Origin of the sequence: Mycobacterium sp. E2989 (genome assembly GCF_001667595.1) — a bacterium.
Lineage (GTDB): Bacteria > Actinomycetota > Actinomycetes > Mycobacteriales > Mycobacteriaceae > Mycobacterium.
The window spans coordinates 35,765-54,485 of record NZ_LZJX01000102.1; the positions used below are offsets into that span (position 1 = coordinate 35,765).

Sequence of the window (18,721 nt, forward strand, 5' to 3'; positions counted from 1 at the left end):
CTACCGGTGGTAGGCCGGCGGCAGCGGCATCCCGAGTTCGCCCAGCACGCCGCGCAGCAGGGTCGGGAAGTCGGTGATGATGCCGTCGACGCCGTAACCGATCTGCTCGCGCATGGCGCCGGCGTCGTTGACGGTCCATGCAATGACCTTGAGCCCCAACGCGTGCGCGTGGTCGACATAGGCCGCCCCGGCGACCAGCGCATAACGGGGCGAGACGACGTTGGCGCCCACCAGCAGCGCGCCGAGCATCGGATCGCCTACGGCGCCGGCGTCGACGCCGGCCAGCCACGGTGAGCCCGGGGACCACGTCTGCTCGTTGTACAAGGCGACCAACGGAATCGACGGCTCGGCACGGTGAACCAGCGGCAGCGTCCGCCAGTCGAAGCTTTCGATCTCCACCCGGTCGAGCTTGCCCGCCGATCTGACCGCCGCCAGGATCACGTCGACGAACTGCTGGGGGTCGGCCGACGTGCCGGGCCGGTCGGCCGCCACCTTGGTCTCGATGTCGTAGCGCACGGCGGCGTGGTAGGAGTCGGCGAGCGCGAACACCTCCGGCAGGACGGCTATTTTGTTGCCCCGCACCACTTCGGCGTCGGGGAACTCGGCCAGCCGCCGCCCGCAGTCGAGCGTGCGGATCTGGGCCACGGTCAGCTCGTGGACCAGCTTGCCGACGTAGGGGTACTGCGGGTCGCCGGTGAACGCGGGTCCGGTGTCGGCGCATTTCTCGGCGTCGATCGTCGGGTCGTGCCACACCAGCGGTTGCCCATCCCTGGTGATGTTGACGTCGAGTTCGAGTGTGTCGACGCCCAATTCGAGCGCCTTCGCAAACGCGCGCAACGATTCCTCGGTGGTCTCCCCGCGCCCGCCGCGGTGGGCCTGCAGGTCGAAGCCGGCTGGTTGCGCCGAGGCGTTCGACGCACAGAGCAGGCCCAGCCCCAGCAGCGCGGCGACGAGGCGTGCTAACAATTAATGCCTGCGCTGACGGGCGATTTCGGCGAGCACCACCCCGGCGGCCACCGAGGCGTTCAGCGATTCGGCCTGCCCGGCCATCGGGATGGACACCACCTCGTCGCAGTTCTGCCGCACCAGTCGCGACAGCCCTTTGCCTTCCGACCCGACGACCACCACCAGCGGGTCGGCGCCGTCCACGTCGTCGACCATGGTGTCGCCGTCGGCGTCCAGGCCGATCACCCGGATGCCGCGGTCGGCCCAATCCTTAAGCGTCCTGGTGAGATTGGTGGCCCGGGCCACCGGGACGCGGGCCGCGGCGCCGGCGCTGGTGCGCCAGGCCACCGCGGTCACCGACGCCGAACGCCGCTGCGGGATCAGCACGCCGTGACCGCCGAACGCCGCGACCGACCGCACGATCGCGCCCAGGTTGCGGGGATCGGAGATGTTGTCCAACGCGACCAACAGCGCGGGCGGGGTGTTGAGCGCGGCCGTCAACAGATCGTCGGGGTGGGCGTAGTTGTACGGAGGCACCTGCAGGGCGATGCCCTGATGCAGGTGGTTGCTGGTCATCCGGTCCAGGTCGGTGCGCGGCACCTCGAGGATCGAGATGCCCGAATCCGCGGCGCGGGCAACGCTTTCGGTGACCCGTTCGTCGGCGTCGATGCCCACGGCCACGTACAGGGCGGTCGCCGGAACACCGGCACGCAGGCATTCCAGCACCGGGTTGCGGCCGAGCACGGTTTCCGTCTCGTCGGTCGGCCGCTTGGCGGGCCGGCGCGACTGGGACTGGGCGCGCTTGGCGGCGGGGTGGTTGGGGCGCAGGTGCGCCGGCGGGGTGGGTCCGCGGCCCTCCAGGCCCCGGCGGCGCTGGCCGCCCGAGCCGACGGTGGGCCCCTTCTTGCTGCCCGCTTTGCGGATCGCCCCGCGGCGCCGCGAATTGCCGGCCATCTAGTCGGCGCGCTTTTCTTCGCCGGCCTGTAGCGACCACTGCGGCCCGTCGGCGGTGTCGGTGACCTCGATGCCGGCGATCTTCAGCCGGTCCCGGATCTCGTCGGCGAGTGCCCAATTGCGTTGCTCGCGCGCCTTTTCCCGGTTTTCCAACTCGGCCCGCACCAGCACCTCGACGGCGGCCAGGGCGGCCGACGTCTCGTCGCGGGTCTCCCAGCGCTCGTCGAGTGGGTCGCAGCCCAGGATGCCCATCATGGCGCGGATCGCGCGGGCATGCCGCAGCGCGCCCTCGTGATCGCCGCTGTCGAGGGCCCGGTTGCCCTCCGCGCGGGCGTGGTGCACCTCGGCCAGCGCGGCCGGGACGGCCAAGTCGTCGTCGAGCGCCTCGGCGAAGTGCGGGGTCCATTCGCCGGGCTCGACGGCGCCGACGCGAACGCGGACGCGGTGCAGGAATTCCTCAACGCCCACATAAGCTTTCACCGCGTCCTGCAGGGCGGTGTCGGAGAATTCCAGCATCGACCGGTAATGCGCGCTGCCCAGGTAGTAGCGCAGCTCCGCCGGTCGCACCCTCTCCAACAGCGCCGGGATGGCCAGCACGTTGCCCAGCGACTTGCTCATCTTCTCGCCGCCCATGGTGACCCAGCCGTTGTGCAGCCAGTAGCGGGCGAACCCGTCGCCGGCGGCGCGGCTCTGCGCGATCTCGTTCTCGTGGTGCGGGAACACCAAATCCATTCCGCCGCAATGGATGTCGAATTCTGGTCCCAGGTAGGTGCGGGCCATCGCCGAGCACTCCAGGTGCCAGCCCGGACGGCCGCGGCCCCACGGCGAGGGCCACGACGGTTCCCCGGGCTTTTCGCCCTTCCACAGCGTGAAGTCGCGCTGGTCGCGCTTGCCGGTGGCCACGCCCTCGCCCTGATGGACGTCGTCGATCTTGTGCCCGGACAGCTGGCCGTAGTCCGGGTAGCTGCGCACGTCGAAGTAGACGTCGCCGGCGGCCGCGTAGGCGTGGCCGGTTTCGATCAGGCGGTCCATCAATTCGACCATCTGAGTGATGTGCCCGGTGGCTCGCGGTTCGGCCGATGGCGGCATGACGTCCAAAGCGTCGTAGGCGGCGCTGAAGGCGCGCTCGTAGGTGGCCGCCCACTCCCACCACGGGCGGCCGGCCGCGGCGGCCTTCGCCAGGATCTTGTCCTCGATGTCGGTGACGTTGCGGATGAACGCGACGTCGCAACCGCGCGCCATCAGCCACCGGCGCAGGATGTCGAAGGCCACGCCGCTGCGGACATGCCCGATGTGCGGCAGGCCCTGCACGGTGGCGCCACACAGGTAGATGGAGACGTGGCCCTCGCGCAGCGGGACGAAGTCACGCACGGCACCGGCCGCCGTGTCGTGTAGCCGCAGACGGGCGCGATCGGTCACGACGTGCCAGCTTACCGGGCCAATTGTCGTGACCGGCGACCGCGATCCCGGCGGCGCCCCTCGAGTGTCGCGCCAGCGCGGCTGTCGGCGCCCGACGCCACGCTGGCGTGACGCTCGGGCGAGCGCGCCTCAGCCGGCGGGAACCACCAGTGCGGTGGCGATGGCGGCACGTCCCTCGCCGCGGCCGGTCAGCCCCAAACCGTCGGTCGTCGTCGCCGAAACCGACACCGGCGCGCCCAGCAACTCGGTGAGCACCCGCTGCGCCTCGTCACGGCGGGGACCGACCCTGGGCTGGTTGCCGATCAGCTGCACCGCGGCGTTTCCGAGTCGAAAGCCCGCGCGCGCCACCAGGTCGGCGACGTGACGCAGCATGTCGGCGCCGCTGACGCCCCGCCAGCGCGGGTCGTCGACCCCGAAGACGGCGCCGAGATCGCCCAGCCCTGCGGCCGACAACAGCGCGTCGCACAGCGCGTGCGCCCCCACGTCGCCGTCGGAGTGGCCGGCGCAGCCGTCGGCCCCGTCGAACAGCAACCCCACCAGCCAGCACGGCCGCCCGGGCTCGATCGGATGCACGTCGACGCCGAGGCCGACCCGCGGCAGCTCGCTCACCCGCGCACGATCGCTTCGGCCAGCAGGAGATCGAGCCGGGTGGTGATCTTGAAGGCCAGCGGGTCGCCGTCGACCACCTGAACCTGGCCCCCGACGTGCTCGACTAGCGATGCGTCGTCGGTGAATTCGGCGGTGCCGGCGCGCTGGTAGGCCCGCAGCAGCAGCTCGCGGGCGAACCCTTGCGGGGTCTGCACGGCGCGCAGGCCGGCCCGCTCGGGCGTGCCCAGGACCACTCCGTTGGCGTCCACGGCCTTGATGGTGTCATGCAGGGGCAGCGCGGGCACGACCGCGCCGTGCCCGGCCCGCAGCGCCTCCACCACCCGCACGATCAGCGCGGGGGGCGTCAGGGCGCGGGCGGCATCGTGGACGAGCACGAACTCGGGGTCACCGGGCAGCGCCGCCAGCGCCAGGCTCACGGATGTGGTGCGGTCGGCCCCGCCGGCGACGACGGTCGCCCGCCCGCCCAGGGCCCGCTTGGCCTCGTCGACCCGGGCCGCCGGAACGGCGACCACCACGTGGTCGACGACGGAAGAATCCAGCAAACCGGCGACGGCGCGGTCCAGCAGGGTGCGCCCATCGACCTCGCAGAATGCCTTGGGAATGCCGGCGCCCAATCGCTCCCCCGACCCTGCGGCCGGGACCACTGCGACGACCGTGCCCGTGACCACCGGAGCGTCAGGGCCTTCAGGAAGCGGCGGCGAGAACCTCGTCGAGGATGGTTTCCGCTTTGGCGTCGTCGGTGCTCTCGGCCAGGGCCAATTCTCCGACCAGGATCTGGCGGGCCTTGGCCAGCATGCGCTTCTCACCGGCGGACAAACCGCGTTCCTGGTCGCGACGCCACAGGTCGCGCACTACCTCGGCCACCTTGTTGACGTCGCCGGAGGCCAGCTTTTCCAGGTTGGCCTTGTAGCGGCGCGACCAGTTCGTCGGCTCTTCGGTGTGCGGGGCCCGCAACACCTGGAACACCTTGTCGAGGCCTTCCTGGCCCACGACGTCGCGGACACCGACGTATTCGGCGTTGTCAGCGGGCACTCGAACGGTCAGGTCTCCCTGCGCCACCTTCAAGACGAGATATTCCTTTTGTTCCCCTTTGATGGTGCGGGTTTCAATCGCCTCGACTAACGCAGCACCGTGATGCGGGTAAACAACGGTGTCGCCGACCTTGAAGATCATCTGATTCGAGCCCCTTTCGTTACGTCAATCCTAACACGGCCGCCCAATCGCGTGCGGAGCAACGATGCAGGTCAGGGGCACAACACGCGCAGATTAGGGGTTGACAGGGCGAGCAGAACGTGCAGTGACGCACATTACCAACGTCGTCATTCGGCCCCGAGGGCGGCCCCGACGGACCCCGCCGAAGGGCTTCCGGGCTGGTCTTACGCCCCGCGCTATCGCGCGGGAAACCTTCCTACTACTGTGCATTACTCGCGCGCAAGCATTGTGCGTGAGCTGCGCGAACAGCGCGGACCATTCAACTATGTGCAACTCATAGTTCTGAACCCAGCTACGCACCGCCCAAACCGTCAGATGTGGTCAGTGTGAAAACTGTGATTCGCGCCTACGTGACGTTGTGGCCACAGGACGCTACAGTTGCCAGTGCGCTGGCTACAACATTTCCTGTAGGTTCCTAGGTCTACCGACCTCCCGGACCTCGCACGTGGACGTAGTGGGAGTTGAACCCACCGAGAGCGACTTATCAGGAGACTCTGGCGAACCTGCTACGCCCACGTGCGAAGTCCGGGAGGTTTATCACCACCCGGACCCCATAAACGAAACGCGTCCGCGGCCCAACACTACCCCCGGGGTCCCGCAGAAACGCGCAACACAACCACTTGTGTTCGGCGTGTCGCCGGGCGCGCGCGGCAGCCGGGGTAATGACGTTCAATCTTGCTGCGACCGATGACCGACGAAGCGGCCTACAGCGGCTGGTTGTGCTCGACGCACTCGACGATGCTCTCCACCTCGGTCAAGCTGAACCCGTTGGTCCCATTGGCGTAAATCCGGTTGATGAGACCCGTTCGCGAACCATTCGGGATCGCCAGCCCTTGACTGATGGTGCGACCCAGGGCCAGCGCCTGGTCGGCGGGGACATACCCGCCGATGCTGGCATTCACACAGCGGAGGTAACCGTTCGCATCGGCGTGCGCTGTTGCGCAGCCCGCCGCGGCGATGACCGTCGCCGCGATAGCTAGCGTTCGAAACATGAGGGCCCCCTATCCGGTTAGCGGCCGTCCTCCTGATCCTTGGTGAGGGCGAGTACACGCGGGTAGGGCCAAAAGTCGCTCAATGACCGTCTCAGCGCGCTAGTCGGACGCCTAGTTGTTTCTGGCCGTGCTGGTTACGCCAGATCATTTTCGTTTCGACCAGGCCTTCGGATTCAAGCTTGCGCACCGCGCGACGTATCGACTCGACATCGCTCCAGTTCGGGCGGTCGTTGAACGACCGCGAGCGCGGGTCGCAGCCGGCGAGTTCACGCAGCGTCACCCACTCAGGATTGTGGTCGGTGTACCACTTGACGTAGTAGGCGTGCCGCTCGTCTGCGTCGGCACCCCTAAACCACGGCCGCGTTTTCGCTAGCCATGCGTTGTAGTCGCGTGGGTGGTCGCGATGCTGCTGCAGCTTCGCGAGGATGTCGCGCTGGCGGCTTCCGTGCCCTTTGGACATCGACACCTCCGCCCTTAAGTGTTGTATCAATAATCTTACAACACTTAAGGTATTCCTGCTGGTCAGAGCTTTTTGGAAGGCTCGGTCGAGGCTGGCGAGGCTGTGAACGGATTATCGCAACAGGTGCAGCCGACGATCATGCAGCACCAGCCGTCAGTCGCAGATGTGTGCCGCCAAAGCGGATGGTGGCAGTGCGGGCAACCTTGCTGCGGAAACACCGTCATCCCTCCAGATGTGGCACCGCGTTCAAGTCGACGACGGTTGAACCGTCGCCTGGCGCCGCGAACGTGAACGACGCAGGATGCCCGAGGCCGTAATCCACCCGATACGTCAGACCGCCTGACGCGAGCCCAAGATCAACGTTGTCCACGAGGCCGACGCCGATCGCGCCGTCGTGCGCGCGCAACACTCCGTTGCTGTCAATGAAGCCTTGAATCGCGGCGAGCTTGATCGTGCCGAGCGTGGGGGATTCAATCAAGCTCGGCGACGGAATGAAACTGACCGTGCCGGTGAGGGGGACGACAGCAGGCTCGCCGCCGCCGGAGGACGAAGTGTCGGTTTCCACTTCGACGACAGGATGGGTTTGCGTGACCGTGAAAAACGTCAAGGACATGATCATCCTCTCTTGTGAGGGGTGTGGGTGAGCCGAGCCTGACGAAGGTTGGGGGAAAGGAAGCCCCGCTCGGCTCACCCACGGCGGACGCCGGCCAGGCGGATCGCGAAAGAACCCGACCCGAGCATCCACGTCTTTCATTATCGTTTGCCGCTGTTCGGTTTTAACGCTTTGACGCCGTGGCGTTCCAGCAATCCGGCGTGCATATCGCAGCACGGCAGATCACCGTCGCCAACGGTCCACGTCGCCGCCACCTTGCTGCCGCGCGTCTTGCACACCAAGCAGTACAAGACTTTCGCGGCTTCGTGCGGCAGATGCTGTCTCACCACAGTTGGCTGCACCACCCTCCTGGAGGCATCACCCGCATCACCGTCCACCGTGCGCCGTCAGGCTGAGGCGGCGCATCAGACGGCGGTGTGGGGTGGTAAGCCTGAAACTGCACATTCGCGAACCCTTCTGTCGCTGTCCATGATTCGTCATCAGTGAGCCAGCCTTGCCAGACGATCTGCGGCGGATCAGTCCACGTGTAGAGGATTCGTCCGGCGACGCCGCCGCCAGGCAACGGTGTACCTGGCGGCAGGCGACTGGGTAGGGTCATATCTCTTCACTCTCCTTGGTTCACATCTACGGTCCCAGACGTGATAACGAGAACATGCGCCTGGTGCGGAAACCCGTTCGCTGTGAAGTGGCCGTCGATACGAAAGTTCTACTGCGACGGCAGATGTGCAGCGAGAGCAGCAGCCCACAAACGGCAAATGCTCGGCAGTAACAATCCGAACTGGCGGGGAGGCAAAGCAAGTCATCCTCTTATCACCACGTACCGGGGGATGATGCAACGCTGTCACGGCCCGAATCCCCGCGCTGATTATGGCGGCCGCGGTATCACCGTCTGCGACAGATGGCGAGGGCCGCAAGGCTTCTGGAACTTCGTCGCCGACATGGGTGCAAAACCGCCAGGTTGCACGATTGATCGCGTCGACAACGATGGGCCATACTCGCCGGAGAACTGCCAGTGGGCCAGCCCTCGTCAACAAAAACTCAACCAGCGACCAGCCCGACGCCCACCCTCTCGCTACAAGAGCGACCAGATAAAACAGAAGGTGCGGGAGCTGCGCGCCGCCGGTAAAACACCGACAGCGATTGCCAACGAACTGGGATGCTCGAAAGCCACCGTGCACCGCATCCGACGCAGCCTCGAACACCCCAGTCCGTAACATTTGTCAGCTACCCATTCCGTCGAGGCCGGTGACGATGACGACCGCCTTCGGACGCGTCACAGCCAAGACAGACCGCTGCTCAGCACGGAACGAAATTTGGTTCGTCGTCCACTGCGTATCGCCGTATGGATTCAAATCCAATGTGAGCGCTTGACGCACGAAGTAGCGTGCCGCTAACTGGGTGTCGAGCACCACCGCCGTGCCTTCAGGGATCATGGTGTTGACGATCACCGGCACACCGAACAGGTTGTCGAGCGCGCCGATGGATGTCGGATCCGTTGGTGCGAGGACGAACGCGTCGGTGGTGGTCTTACTGCGCTTGAGCTTGTCCCACGTGGTGGGGTGCGTCGCGATCAGGTTCGCTTCGCCGTACACCGTCGACTCCACGCGAATGTCGTTACACGCGCGGATCAGCGTGTCGAGGCCGGTGGTGTCCTCGCCGCCGTTGTAGGAGCGGGTTTGCACGCCTGCGGTTTGGATGAATCCGGTCATGCCTGGATAGAGGCCACCTGAGCCTGTCCCCAGCACCAGCTGCTGCGTCTCGGTGTTGATGACCGCGCGGGTGAGGGCTTGCGGAACCCAGCTGGAGAAGTAGCTGAAATCCTGCAGGGCCTCCATCGACACCGACGCCAGCGCTGCGATCTTGACCGGCACCGCAGTCGCGGTGTCCAATTGCATTCCGATGTCCGGCTTCGGGTCGAGTTCAGCGACCACGGCTGCCGGGTTGGTGTTCCCGGTGTGCACGAGGTACTCGATGCTCGGCGCGTCGAGCGCGATCGTCGGAATGTGGTCCGCCATCCGATCCGGCTCGTAGCGGAGCTCCTGCGAGAGTTCAGGTCGCAGCACAGGCGGAAACAAGCCTGACGGCCACGGCGCACCTTCCGCGATTGGCGCACCTGGCGTCTTCATACCGACGCCTGACGAGCCGCCGTCGAGCGCCTTCGTGGTGATCTCAACCCTGTAAGGCTGGCGGCGTTTCGCCGCCTCGAACATGCCCGCCAACTCATCACCGGGGATGTCCATGGGGGACAGGTTTTTCGACACCACACCGCCGCGCGGACGCGGCATAAAGCGGGACTCAGGCGCAGTGTCAGCCGCCAACATCTTCGCCCTACGGACTGACTTCAGGCGGGCTTGCTGATCCTCCAGGCGATCCATCTCGCGGTGATACTGCTCCGGCGTGATCCGCCGGCTCTCATACTCTGCATACAGGGCATTGGCGAGGGTTTCCAGATTTTGTCGATTCGTGCTCATGCGCGAGCCAACCCTTCAAAAAATCGTGTGCGCGCAGCCTTTTCAGGGCGCAACAAAGAAAACGGATGAGCCGAACACGCGTTATTCGGCGAAACAAATCAGGCGCTATGCGCGGCGGCCTGTTCGGCGGCGGCGGACCTCTCAGTCGGCGGCGGCGGAACCTAACGGCGGCGACAACACCCGATTAACTTGTGGATCTGCGCGAACCCCTTACAGGATCGCTACACACGGAGTGTAAAGGTGTTGCGCCGCAAATACATAACGCAACCGAAAGCAGAATTGGCCTGAAAGCTAGGCAGAACTGCTGGCTTTGGTCACAGCGAGTCGCGGAGCTCCTGGAACTCGCGCATCGCCGACTTCCATTGCTCCAAATCAGCTCGCACGTCACCCTTCAATGCGTCGTCGACATCACGGCCATGACACATGAGGCTGACCAGAAGATTCTCGGTGGTGACCGCCAACCGATGCAAAACCAAGTCCTCCACGTCACGCGCATCCCGCGTCGCATGCCGCACACCGGCGCAAATCCTCGCCACCTTCTCCGCAGCCGACAAGTCGAAGTCACCGAACGTGCCATTCACCAGTTCGCACGACCAACCCATCAGGGCAGCCAGGTTCTGGCGATCAGCCACCATGGTCCTCCTCCTCGTCGCCGCCGTACATGATCAACACGGGTCGATCCACACCGGCGAGGAACACCACCAAATCCTGAATCTCCTGCGACACACTCACTTCGGCCGCCTCGCACTCATCGCGGCAACCGACGCCAACCGCCCCTTCGCCGGCAACGAGGCGGCGTGCAACTTGTCGAGACCAAGACTGAGTTGCCGTGCGGCAGAAGGATGCGTCGTGACGCACAGCGGATTGTCGAGCACCCGCGCCATGCTCAACACCGACTCCACCAAACCCTCACGCTTAACGGCGGCCGACAAGCCGCCCACCTCGCGCAGCACCGCCGCCTCCACCCGACCAGGCATGAAAGCGCCTGCGGCGGCACGAGCATCCACGTCCTCACCCGGCTGTAAGTCCGGCTGGTCGACCGCCGTCAACCCGCGCCGACGCGCTTGATAATCACGCTGATACAGCCGATTCGCCGCACGACACGCCTCACACCGGCAACCACGCCGAAACCCGCGCAAACCATGCTCCTCGACCACCACCGGCTTCCTAGCCATAAGTCGATTCTCTCAGCAAACACCGCCTGGACCCCCGTCCGCCAGGAACCCGGAAGAAATTTATTCCAAACCCCCGCCTTGATGGAAATTAGGTGCCGTCCAGTCGCCCGCCTGGCGTGTCTCAGCGAAGTTAGCTCCCCCCCTGCACGTCTCTGACGTGCGCAAACCGTGCGGTCAGCAAACACGCGTCGGCGGTTAGTGAACGTTTCGGCGGTATCTCGCGCGTGTCGTTTTGTCGTGATGCGTTGGGATGCAGGGGTTTTGGACAATTCTGGTTGTCGAAGGAGGTTTGTGCTGCTCAGCGCGCTCCTGTTTGTGTATTGATGTGATGTTGCTGCGGCATCATTGCAATGATTGGATCTATCTTTGTATAGATAGCGGTGAGCTGCGGGGTTGTGCGTGTCGCTGGCTAATTTCCCGTCGCTGTCGGGGGTTGGCTCGCTGCGGAGGCGTTTGCTGAGGTTTGCGGCTGGTTGGTCAGCAAACCCGTTCTAGACAAGGTTTGGGTCGTAGGTGTTGAGTTCGCTTTGCCATGATGCGACGAGCACCGTCGGTTCTTCGCTGCTCACCTGCGCTGTGTTGTGTCGTCGCGCAGGCTGTTTGGGTGCTGTCGCGTCACAGTTGCGGCACTTGAGGCGGTGCGGATAATCCAGAGCCGGATATGCGAAGCACACCGCGCACGCGACCACAGTCATGCGCAGGAGCGTAGATGTGGTGCGGCGCAACCGCTTACACGACACGCAACGCGGCTGTGTCGGCTTCTCGGCGGCGAAGCCGCGTGGATCGTGTCAGTGCTTGAGAAGGGCTGCAGTGCGCCGAGATTCGCGCAGAGCCGTTCATTTTGCAGGGTCTCGGCGGAGATACCTTGACGCCATCCATATGTATGGCCGGTGTAACGCGTTCTGCACACAGTCGAGGATTTCGAGCAGACCGCCGTGAACGTTCTCTAACAAATACTCGTTACGCGCGGCTTGCTTGCGCTCGAACAAATCGTCATCATCCTCGGGAAGGTCGCACGTCGGCGTGCCTAGCTCCTGCAGCAGACCGAGGATGATTTTTTCCGCTTCTTCCAGCTTGGCGATGTCGTGGGGGTTTGTCATTGCGGTTTCCTTTCTTTCGGGTTGTTGAGCTCGTCGAGCTTCTCGGCGATCGCCTTGAGGCGGTCTGTGTAGCAGCGGCCGCACAAGGAATGGCCGGGTGACTCGCGGGGTTTCAGTGGATCGCCGCAGTGAACGCAACGGCGGCGGGTCATCGTTGCGGGTTTCCCTCCGCCGCTTCGCGTTCCAGCAGCTCGGCTAGTCTCGTTTCAGGGATGCTGGCGACGAAATTGTTGGCGCCGTTCGCCTCGCAGAGTTCACCGCCGTCAACGTCGGCGAACACGACGCGGGTTTCACGCTCGTGTTTTTCGATTCGGTCGCGGGGTGTGAACGTGCCGTCGCCGTTCGGCTCTTCCCAACAGCGTGCGGTTTGTGTGCACTCTTGCAGCAGCAGCGCCGGCGCGTCATAAGCGACGACGTTGCAGCCGAGGCGGTAGACGTTGATCCAGCCAGGCGGTAGGGGGCATACAGCGATGGTGTTCCAGTAGGGGACGCTCCATTTTCGTGGCTTCGTGTCGTCGCTCATTTGCGTGGTTTTCCTTCGTGTCAAGGCTTTTTCGGAAGCCGGTGAAAGCAGAAGCGGGCGCCTTGCGGATCGACGATCGATCGTCGATTCATCGTCGATCGATCGGACAAGTTCGTGTTCTTGTTCATGTTCGATGTTCACGTTCTCGTTCTGGTTCTTGTTGCGCCGCAGGATTTTCCGTTTCCTGTGTGCGTCTCGTCCGGCGGTCGAGGTAGTCGAGCACCACGTCGGCGTGCGCGTCATTGTCGGGGTGCAGGAGGCGGCGGATCGCGCGTATCTCACGCGCGAGATGAGGGGCGAAGAACGGCGGGCTGTTCATGCATTCGTCGAGGGCGCCACGTTCGGCTTTGATGTTGCCGACTTTGTCGTCGGCGATGAACGTAGTGACGAGTAGCTCCTCGGCGTCCCAGTCGACGACGATGAGGCCGCCGGCCTCAAGGATTTTCAGATTTTCGACGACCCGCTCGGGTGTGCCGTTGCTGCTTAGCTGCGCCCAGCGTCTCAACTGGATCGGCAGTATTCCTGCTTGGCTGATGTTTCGCATGGTGACGAGCCAGCCGTAAAGGTTCTGCGCAGTGTCGGGCAAGCTGGTGAACGGCTCCCATTCGGCGTAGCTGAGTGGGCGGCGGGAGTATTGACGACGCGCCATTCACGCACCGCCTTCGACGAGTAGATCCATCTGCTCGGTGTCGAACACCGGCAGCAGCTTGCCGATGAGTTGGTGCGCGAAAAGGATCGTTTCGCGGTGCTCACGCACCAGGCGTTCCTTGTGGGCGGCGAAACGTATCGGGTCGTCGATCAGGTGTTGCAGCGCCATCGCGCCGTCTTGGATCCGCGCCGCGGCTTTCTCGAAGTCACGGATGTACGGCGGAGGTTTCCTGCTCGGCGCTGGCTTCGGGTTCGGTGTCTGAATTTCAGACACCTGCCGCGCTCGCTTCTGAATCGCCAGCACGGTGTTCTTGTCGATCGTCAACGCCGCCGCGATATCACGGATGCTCTCGCCAGCGTCGGTCAGCGACAGCACGATCGCGTCGCGCTGCTGACGGGGTATCCGCAGCCCGTCGGTGTGAAACTCAGCTGCGCAATACGCACGGAACGTCCTGTACGGCAGCGCGAGCCAGCCGCGGTGTTCGCAGAACTGCACTAGCTCATCCCACGACTGTGCTAGGTGGGCGGCTATCCGGTCGGTGAGTCGACGCGCCTCATCAGCAGACAACACACTGTCGGCGTCAGCGATAGAATCGGAAGCGCTGATGTCAGAGAGCGGAAATTCAGCAGAAGGGGCCGGCACTTCAACCCACGAGGTGTCGGCCTCTTCAGGCTCAGGCTGCACCGTCATCAGCGACACCGGCCTTACGAGCCGCGGCTTTACGTTGCCTACTGGCAAGGCTTTTCGCGGTGATGCGCGCCATGTGTTCGCGCCGTTTACGTTTCGCGGCCTCCATCCGGTCGGCGTCGCTCAGCAGATGATTGGGGTCGATCTGATCGGCGAGCTTGTCGAGGTGGCCTTGCCGGAACGCCTCTGTTGCGGCTCTGCGCTCTTCGGCTGTCGGTAGGTTCGCCCAACGCGCATTCGCGGCGAGACGCGCTAGCGTCTTGCGCTGGGCTGGGGTGAGGGGCGCCATCGGCTTGATCTCCTTCAACGCACAAGGGGTGGCGGACAGCGCGAAGCAGCCAGCGCTTATCTGAAGCCCTGGCTGCCGTTTGTCTGTCTACCCCCGGCGAGAAGGCCGGTACGAGTCGCTAGAACGCGTCTCGTCGGGCAGGGCGATAGCCCTTAATTCACGGAAGCATGTCCTGCGCAGAATGCTACACCTGCTCAGCGGGTGAGGCACTACGTTCCGACTAGTCGGAGACCGCCAACCCGAGGCGGTCGAACTCGGCGTGCGCGAGCCGCTCCGATGCGGCGCGCACGTAGCGGCCGACCATCGTCGGGGAGCTCCAACCGGCTTGGGCCATCAAGCCGACCTGGCCGCCGCCGTGTTCGAGCCAGCGCGTCGCAGCCGTGTGCCGCAGACGGTGCAAATGGAAACCGGGCACATCGGCGGCGCGGGCGCGTTCTTTGAGGCTTTGCACCGCTCCGGCGTAGCCCAAGCGGGCGCCGTAGAAAGAGAGCCACAGCGGGCCTTCACGCCCAGGCTGGCCCGTCTGACGACGCGACCGCAGATACCGGTCGAGCAGCGCAGCCGTCGAGGCTGAGTACTTGCAGACCCGGCCTCTGCCGCCTTTGCCGCGCACGACGTGCACAGTGCATTCGCTGATGTTGATGTCCTCGACGTTGAGCGCCATCATCTCGGCGGCGCGCATGCCGGTCTCCACGAACATGGCGAGCATCGCCTTATCCCTGCGATCGCGCAGGCTTGTGCCGTCACAGGCGCGCAACAGGCGCTGTATCTCGTCGTCGCTCAAATCCGGCACGGTCGGCTCGTCGCAGTGCGGGCTTTTCACGCTCAGCACACCGGTCGGGTCGAAGCCCTCCTCGTCGTTGAGCCAGCGGGCGAAAATTTTCAGACACCGCAGATTCAGCACCGCCGTGGATGTCTCGCCGGTGCGTGACGCGAGATAGCCGACTACGTTCGCCTTTGACAGCACCCGCGGTAGATCGTGCTCGTCGCAGAAGTCGAGGAACGAACGCACCGCGGCGCGGTAGATCCTGATCGTGTACGGCGACTTGTTCTGAGCGCGTAGCTGCACCAGCCAGGAGGTGAGTAACTCTTCCAGGTCGAGCAGAGGTTCGACGATGCCGGTTTTCAGCAAACGCGGCTCTCCGCCATAGTTCGCAACTTCAACATTATGCGCGTGATTTTTCCTGTATTCCCGCAGGTCACGCACTGTTTTTTCGTTCATACGACGACTGTACTACTGTGCATAGTTGCATCCGTCGAACCGGCCCAGCAGGAGGCATTGAGTGAACCGCTTCGAGATGAGCCTCCCCGTCCGCCCCGCGCTGACCGTGCTCGCCGGCCTGTTGCTCGCGCTCGTGCTCAGCGGCTGCGGGGCCGGCCAGGTCTCGCAGATGGCCGTCCAGGAGCCCGCGATCAACGGCAACAAGGTCACGTTCAACAACGTGGCGCTGCGCGACATCCGCATGCAGGCCCAGCAGACCGGTGCCGCCATCCAGCCCGGACAGGCGGTGGAGCTGGTGCTGGTGGCCGTCAACCAGTCGCCGAGCGTGCCGGACAGGTTGGTGAGCATCACCAGCGACGTCGGCTCGGTGACCGTGAGCGGAGACGGTCGGCTGCCCGCCGGCGGCATGTTGTTGATCGGGACACCGGAAGGCCAGAAGGTGGCGCCCGGGCCGATGGGCTCCAGCAACGCGGCCAGGGCGACCGTCAACCTGGCAAAGCCGATCAGCAACGGGCTGCTGTACAACTTCACCTTCAACTTCGAGAAAGCCGGTCAGGCGACCGTGCTGGTGCCGGTTTCGGCCGGGCTGGACCAGCCGCAGCAAAGCTAGCGGGGCGTAACCGCCTGTGTCATAGCCGGGTTTTGTCGTACCGGCTCGATACCGTCATGGCGTGGCAAGTCCGCGCTCCCAGTACCGCTGCTCCGAATGCCAGCACGTCACCGCCAAGTGGGTGGGCCGCTGCCTGGAGTGCGGCACCTGGGGCACCGTCGACCAGGCGCCGGTGCTGAGCGCGGTCGGCGGCCGGCGTGCGGGGCCGGCGTCGGCCACGGCTTCGCGCCCCGTCCCGATCACGTCCGTCGAGCCCAACGCCAGCCAGCACCGCTCGACGGGCGTCGGGGAGCTCGACCGGGTGCTCGGGGGCGGTGTGGTACCCGGTTCGGTCACGCTGCTGGCGGGCGATCCGGGCGTGGGCAAGTCGACGCTGCTGCTCAAGGTGGCCCATCGCTGGGCGCTTTCGGGCCGGCGCGCGCTGTACATCTCCGGCGAGGAGTCCGCCGGGCAGATCCGGCTGCGCGCGGACCGCATCGGCTGCGGCTCCGACGAGGTGTACCTGGCCGCCGAATCCGACGTGCACACGGTGCTGGACCACATCGCGACCGTGCGGCCCGCGCTGGTGATCGTCGATTCGGTGCAAACCATGTCCACGACGGAGGCCGACGGCGTCGCCGGTGGGGTGACGCAGGTGCGCGCGGTCACCGCGGCGCTGACGGCGGCCGCCAAGGCCAGCGGCGTCGCGCTGATCCTGGTCGGCCACGTCACCAAGGACGGCGCCATCGCGGGGCCGAGGTCGCTCGAGCACCTGGTGGACGTGGTCTTGCATTTCGAGGGCGACCGCAACGGGTCGCTGCGGATGGTTCGCGGGGTCAAGAACCGGTTCGGCGCGGCCGACGAGGTCGGTTGTTTCCTGTTGCACGACAACGGAATCGAGGACGTGTCCGACCCGTCGAACCTCTTTCTGGATCAGCGGCCCGCGCCGGTCGCGGGCACCGCGATCACGGTGACCCTGGACGGCAAGCGGCCGCTGATCGGCGAGGTCCAGGCGCTGCTGGCCATGCCCGGCGGCGGGTCGCCGCGCCGCGCGGTCAGCGGCATCGACCACTCCCGGGCCGCGATGATCAGCGCCGTGCTGGAAAAGCACGGCAAGCTGACCGTCGGTGTCCACGACATCTACCTGTCCACCGTGGGCGGCATGCGGTTGACCGATCCGTCCTCGGATCTGGCCGTCGCGATGGCGCTGGCGTCGGCGTACTCCGACCTGCCGTTGCCGACGACGGCGGTGATGATCGGCGAGGTCGGGCTGGCCGGTGACCTGCGCCGGGTCAGCGGCATGGAACGGCGGCTGGGCGAGGCTGCGCGCCAGGGATTCACCATCGCCCTCATCCCCGACGGCGACGATCCTCGGCGCGAGATCGTGCCGAGCGGGATGCGGGCGCTGCGGGCGCCCACCATTGGCGCGGCGCTGCAACACATGAAAGCGATCGCCGGTCCCCGCAACGGCTGGACGCAAAACGTGGTGGGGCCGCACAATGACACGCTGTGACCCGTCCGACACTGCGTGAGACCATCGCCCGCCTGGCGCCTGGCACCGGGCTGCGCGACGGTTTGGAGCGCATCCTGCGCGGCCGCACCGGCGCGCTGATCGTCCTGGGCAACGACGAGAACGTCGAGGCCATCTGCGACGGCGGCTTCGCCCTCGACGTCCGCTACGCGCCGACCCGGCTGCGCGAGCTGGCGAAGATGGACGGCGCCGTGGTGCTGTCCACCGACGGCAGCCGCATCGTGCGGGCCAACGTCCAGCTGGTGCCGGACCCGTCGATCCCCACCGACGAATCGGGCACCCGCCACCGCTCGGCCGAGCGGGCGGCGATCCAGACGGGTTACCCGGTGATCTCGGTGAGCCACTCGATGAACATCGTGACCGTCTACGTCGGCGGGGACCGCCACGTGGTGGCCGATTCCGCGACCATCCTGTCCCGGGCCAACCAGGCGATCGCGACCCTGGAGCGCTACAAGACCAGGCTCGACGAGGTCAGCAGGCAACTGTCCCTCGCCGAGATCGAGGACTTCGTGACGCTGCGCGACGTGATGACGGTGGTGCAGCGGCTCGAGCTGGTCCGGCGGATCGGCCTGGTGATCGACGACGACGTCGTCGAGCTGGGAACCGACGGGCGCCAGCTGCGGTTGCAGCTCGACGAGCTGCTGGGCGGCAACGACATCGCGCGGGAACTGACCGTGCGGGACTATCACGCCAGCCCGGAGCCGCTGTCGAAGGCGCAGATGACCGCCACCCTCGACGAGCTGGACGCCCTCTCGGACACCGAGCTACTCGAATTGACCGCGCTGGCAAAGGTTTTCGGCTACCCGACGACGGCGGAGGCGCAGGATTCGGCGGTCAGCCCGCGCGGTTACCGCGCGCTGGCCAGCATCCCGAGGCTGCAGTTCGCGCACTCCGACCTACTGGTCCGGTCCTTCGGGACGCTGCAGGGCCTGCTGGCGGCCAGCGCAGGCGACCTGCAATCGGTCGAGGGCATCGGCGCGATGTGGGCCCGCCACGTGCGGGAGGGGCTCTCGCAACTGGCGGAGTCGACTATCGCCGACCCGCTGAGCTAACCCGCAGGAACCGGGGCCGGCGGCGCCTCCGGCGGGGGCGCGGCGGCCGGCTGGCCCGGCCCGGGCACCGGTCCCGGCGGCGGTGGCGGCTGGTTCAGGATGAACGGAACCGGCTGGGAACGCAGGTTGCCCAGCTGGACGACGAGGTTGTAGGTGCCCGGCCCGATCGCCGGCCGCGGCAGCGGGCAGTGCGGCGCCGACCCCATCCCCGTCCACGTCACCGCGGTCG

The 18,721-nt window shown here is 65.8% G+C and carries 23 protein-coding genes and 1 pseudogene; 4 read left to right on the forward strand and 20 right to left on the reverse strand.

Annotated features, from left to right (window positions below; all coding sequences use genetic code 11):
* The 9 genes from A5680_RS17420 to A5680_RS17460 all read right to left on the reverse strand — a co-directional run bounded on the left by A5680_RS17420 (position 1) and on the right by A5680_RS17460 (position 7,198).
* Positions 1–966, reverse strand: coding sequence for a glycerophosphodiester phosphodiesterase (locus tag A5680_RS17420; RefSeq protein WP_067821524.1), 966 nt, complete (start codon positions 964–966; stop codon positions 1–3).
* A complete protein-coding gene (gene rlmB / locus A5680_RS17425) occupies positions 967–1,899 on the reverse strand; it encodes a 23S rRNA (guanosine(2251)-2'-O)-methyltransferase RlmB (RefSeq protein WP_067821527.1) in 933 nt (310 codons plus the stop codon). It lies immediately after the preceding gene.
* Positions 1,900–3,318 carry a cysteine--tRNA ligase gene (gene cysS / locus A5680_RS17430; RefSeq protein ID WP_055399775.1) on the reverse strand — a complete coding sequence of 473 codons (1,419 nt, stop codon included), beginning with the start codon at positions 3,316–3,318 and terminating at the stop codon, positions 1,900–1,902. It lies immediately after the preceding gene.
* A 129-nt stretch (positions 3,319–3,447) separates the two neighbouring features.
* Positions 3,448–3,927: a 2-C-methyl-D-erythritol 2,4-cyclodiphosphate synthase gene (ispF, locus tag A5680_RS17435; RefSeq protein WP_055399780.1), complete on the reverse strand. Its 480-nt coding sequence runs from the start codon at positions 3,925–3,927 to the stop codon at positions 3,448–3,450.
* Positions 3,924–4,595 (reverse strand): 2-C-methyl-D-erythritol 4-phosphate cytidylyltransferase, encoded by a 672-nt coding sequence (ispD, locus tag A5680_RS17440; RefSeq protein WP_067821530.1) that lies wholly within the window; start codon positions 4,593–4,595, stop codon positions 3,924–3,926. Before ispD ends, ispF begins: the two co-directional genes overlap by 4 nt.
* 16 nt (positions 4,596–4,611) lie before the next feature.
* Positions 4,612–5,100 (reverse strand): RNA polymerase-binding transcription factor CarD, encoded by a 489-nt coding sequence (gene carD, locus A5680_RS17445; RefSeq protein ID WP_007166539.1) that lies wholly within the window; start codon positions 5,098–5,100, stop codon positions 4,612–4,614.
* Between the two features lie 743 nt (positions 5,101–5,843).
* Positions 5,844–6,041 carry a hypothetical protein gene (locus tag A5680_RS17450; RefSeq protein WP_067821532.1) on the reverse strand — a complete coding sequence of 66 codons (198 nt, stop codon included), beginning with the start codon at positions 6,039–6,041 and terminating at the stop codon, positions 5,844–5,846.
* Between the two features lie 181 nt (positions 6,042–6,222).
* Complete coding sequence (locus tag A5680_RS17455; protein ID WP_067821535.1) at positions 6,223–6,591, reverse strand: hypothetical protein; 369 nt, start codon at positions 6,589–6,591, stop codon at positions 6,223–6,225.
* Between the two features lie 220 nt (positions 6,592–6,811).
* Positions 6,812–7,198, reverse strand: a complete 387-nt coding sequence (locus tag A5680_RS17460; RefSeq protein ID WP_156675156.1) for a hypothetical protein — start codon at positions 7,196–7,198, stop codon at positions 6,812–6,814.
* A gap of 761 nt (positions 7,199–7,959) precedes the next feature.
* On the opposite strand from A5680_RS17460, the gene A5680_RS25830 reads away from it, so the two are divergent.
* Positions 7,960–8,418 (forward strand): hypothetical protein, encoded by a 459-nt coding sequence (locus tag A5680_RS25830; RefSeq protein WP_156675157.1) that lies wholly within the window; start codon positions 7,960–7,962, stop codon positions 8,416–8,418.
* Positions 8,419–8,424: 6 nt separating this feature from the next.
* Here the strand turns inward: A5680_RS25830 and A5680_RS17465 are convergent, their stop codons facing one another.
* From A5680_RS17465 to A5680_RS17500, 10 genes are all read right to left on the reverse strand, one after another.
* A complete protein-coding gene (locus tag A5680_RS17465; protein ID WP_082970406.1) occupies positions 8,425–9,675 on the reverse strand; it encodes a phage major capsid protein in 1,251 nt (416 codons plus the stop codon).
* Between the two features lie 314 nt (positions 9,676–9,989).
* Positions 9,990–10,310: a hypothetical protein gene (locus tag A5680_RS17470; RefSeq protein WP_067821546.1), complete on the reverse strand. Its 321-nt coding sequence runs from the start codon at positions 10,308–10,310 to the stop codon at positions 9,990–9,992.
* Positions 10,311–10,403: 93 nt separating this feature from the next.
* A complete protein-coding gene (locus A5680_RS26325; RefSeq protein ID WP_231977647.1) occupies positions 10,404–10,850 on the reverse strand; it encodes a hypothetical protein in 447 nt (148 codons plus the stop codon).
* 491 nt (positions 10,851–11,341) lie between these two features.
* Positions 11,342–11,545 carry a hypothetical protein gene (locus tag A5680_RS25835; RefSeq protein WP_156675158.1) on the reverse strand — a complete coding sequence of 68 codons (204 nt, stop codon included), beginning with the start codon at positions 11,543–11,545 and terminating at the stop codon, positions 11,342–11,344.
* Positions 11,546–11,686: 141 nt separating this feature from the next.
* Positions 11,687–11,950, reverse strand: coding sequence for a hypothetical protein (locus A5680_RS17480; RefSeq protein ID WP_067821549.1), 264 nt, complete (start codon positions 11,948–11,950; stop codon positions 11,687–11,689).
* A 148-nt stretch (positions 11,951–12,098) separates the two neighbouring features.
* A complete protein-coding gene (locus tag A5680_RS17485; RefSeq protein ID WP_156675159.1) occupies positions 12,099–12,614 on the reverse strand; it encodes a hypothetical protein in 516 nt (171 codons plus the stop codon).
* A complete protein-coding gene (locus A5680_RS17490; protein WP_067821556.1) occupies positions 12,598–13,122 on the reverse strand; it encodes a hypothetical protein in 525 nt (174 codons plus the stop codon). Before A5680_RS17490 ends, A5680_RS17485 begins: the two co-directional genes overlap by 17 nt.
* Positions 13,123–13,812 carry a hypothetical protein gene (locus A5680_RS17495; RefSeq protein WP_156675160.1) on the reverse strand — a complete coding sequence of 230 codons (690 nt, stop codon included), beginning with the start codon at positions 13,810–13,812 and terminating at the stop codon, positions 13,123–13,125.
* Positions 13,796–14,116: a hypothetical protein gene (locus A5680_RS25840; RefSeq protein WP_156675161.1), complete on the reverse strand. Its 321-nt coding sequence runs from the start codon at positions 14,114–14,116 to the stop codon at positions 13,796–13,798. Before A5680_RS25840 ends, A5680_RS17495 begins: the two co-directional genes overlap by 17 nt.
* A gap of 202 nt (positions 14,117–14,318) precedes the next feature.
* The gene (locus A5680_RS17500; RefSeq protein ID WP_156675162.1) at positions 14,319–15,320 is read right to left on the reverse strand and encodes a tyrosine-type recombinase/integrase; all 1,002 of its coding nucleotides are present in this window, start codon (positions 15,318–15,320) and stop codon (positions 14,319–14,321) included.
* A 61-nt stretch (positions 15,321–15,381) separates the two neighbouring features.
* Between A5680_RS17500 and A5680_RS17505 the strand changes: the two genes are divergently transcribed.
* From A5680_RS17505 to disA, 3 genes are all read left to right on the forward strand, one after another.
* Positions 15,382–15,930, forward strand: coding sequence for a hypothetical protein (locus A5680_RS17505; RefSeq protein WP_055399783.1), 549 nt, complete (start codon positions 15,382–15,384; stop codon positions 15,928–15,930).
* Between the two features lie 61 nt (positions 15,931–15,991).
* Positions 15,992–17,422: a DNA repair protein RadA gene (gene radA, locus A5680_RS17510; protein WP_067821562.1), complete on the forward strand. Its 1,431-nt coding sequence runs from the start codon at positions 15,992–15,994 to the stop codon at positions 17,420–17,422.
* On the forward strand, positions 17,419–18,492 hold the full coding sequence (disA, locus tag A5680_RS17515) for a DNA integrity scanning diadenylate cyclase DisA (protein WP_055399785.1): 1,074 nt from the start codon (positions 17,419–17,421) through the stop codon (positions 18,490–18,492). The genes radA and disA overlap by 4 nt, the downstream gene beginning before the upstream one ends.
* On the opposite strand, the pseudogene A5680_RS17520 reads toward disA, so the two are convergent.
* Positions 18,489–18,721: pseudogene (locus A5680_RS17520) on the reverse strand (hypothetical protein); the annotation flags it as partial. The gene disA and the pseudogene A5680_RS17520 sit on opposite strands and share 4 nt — an antisense overlap.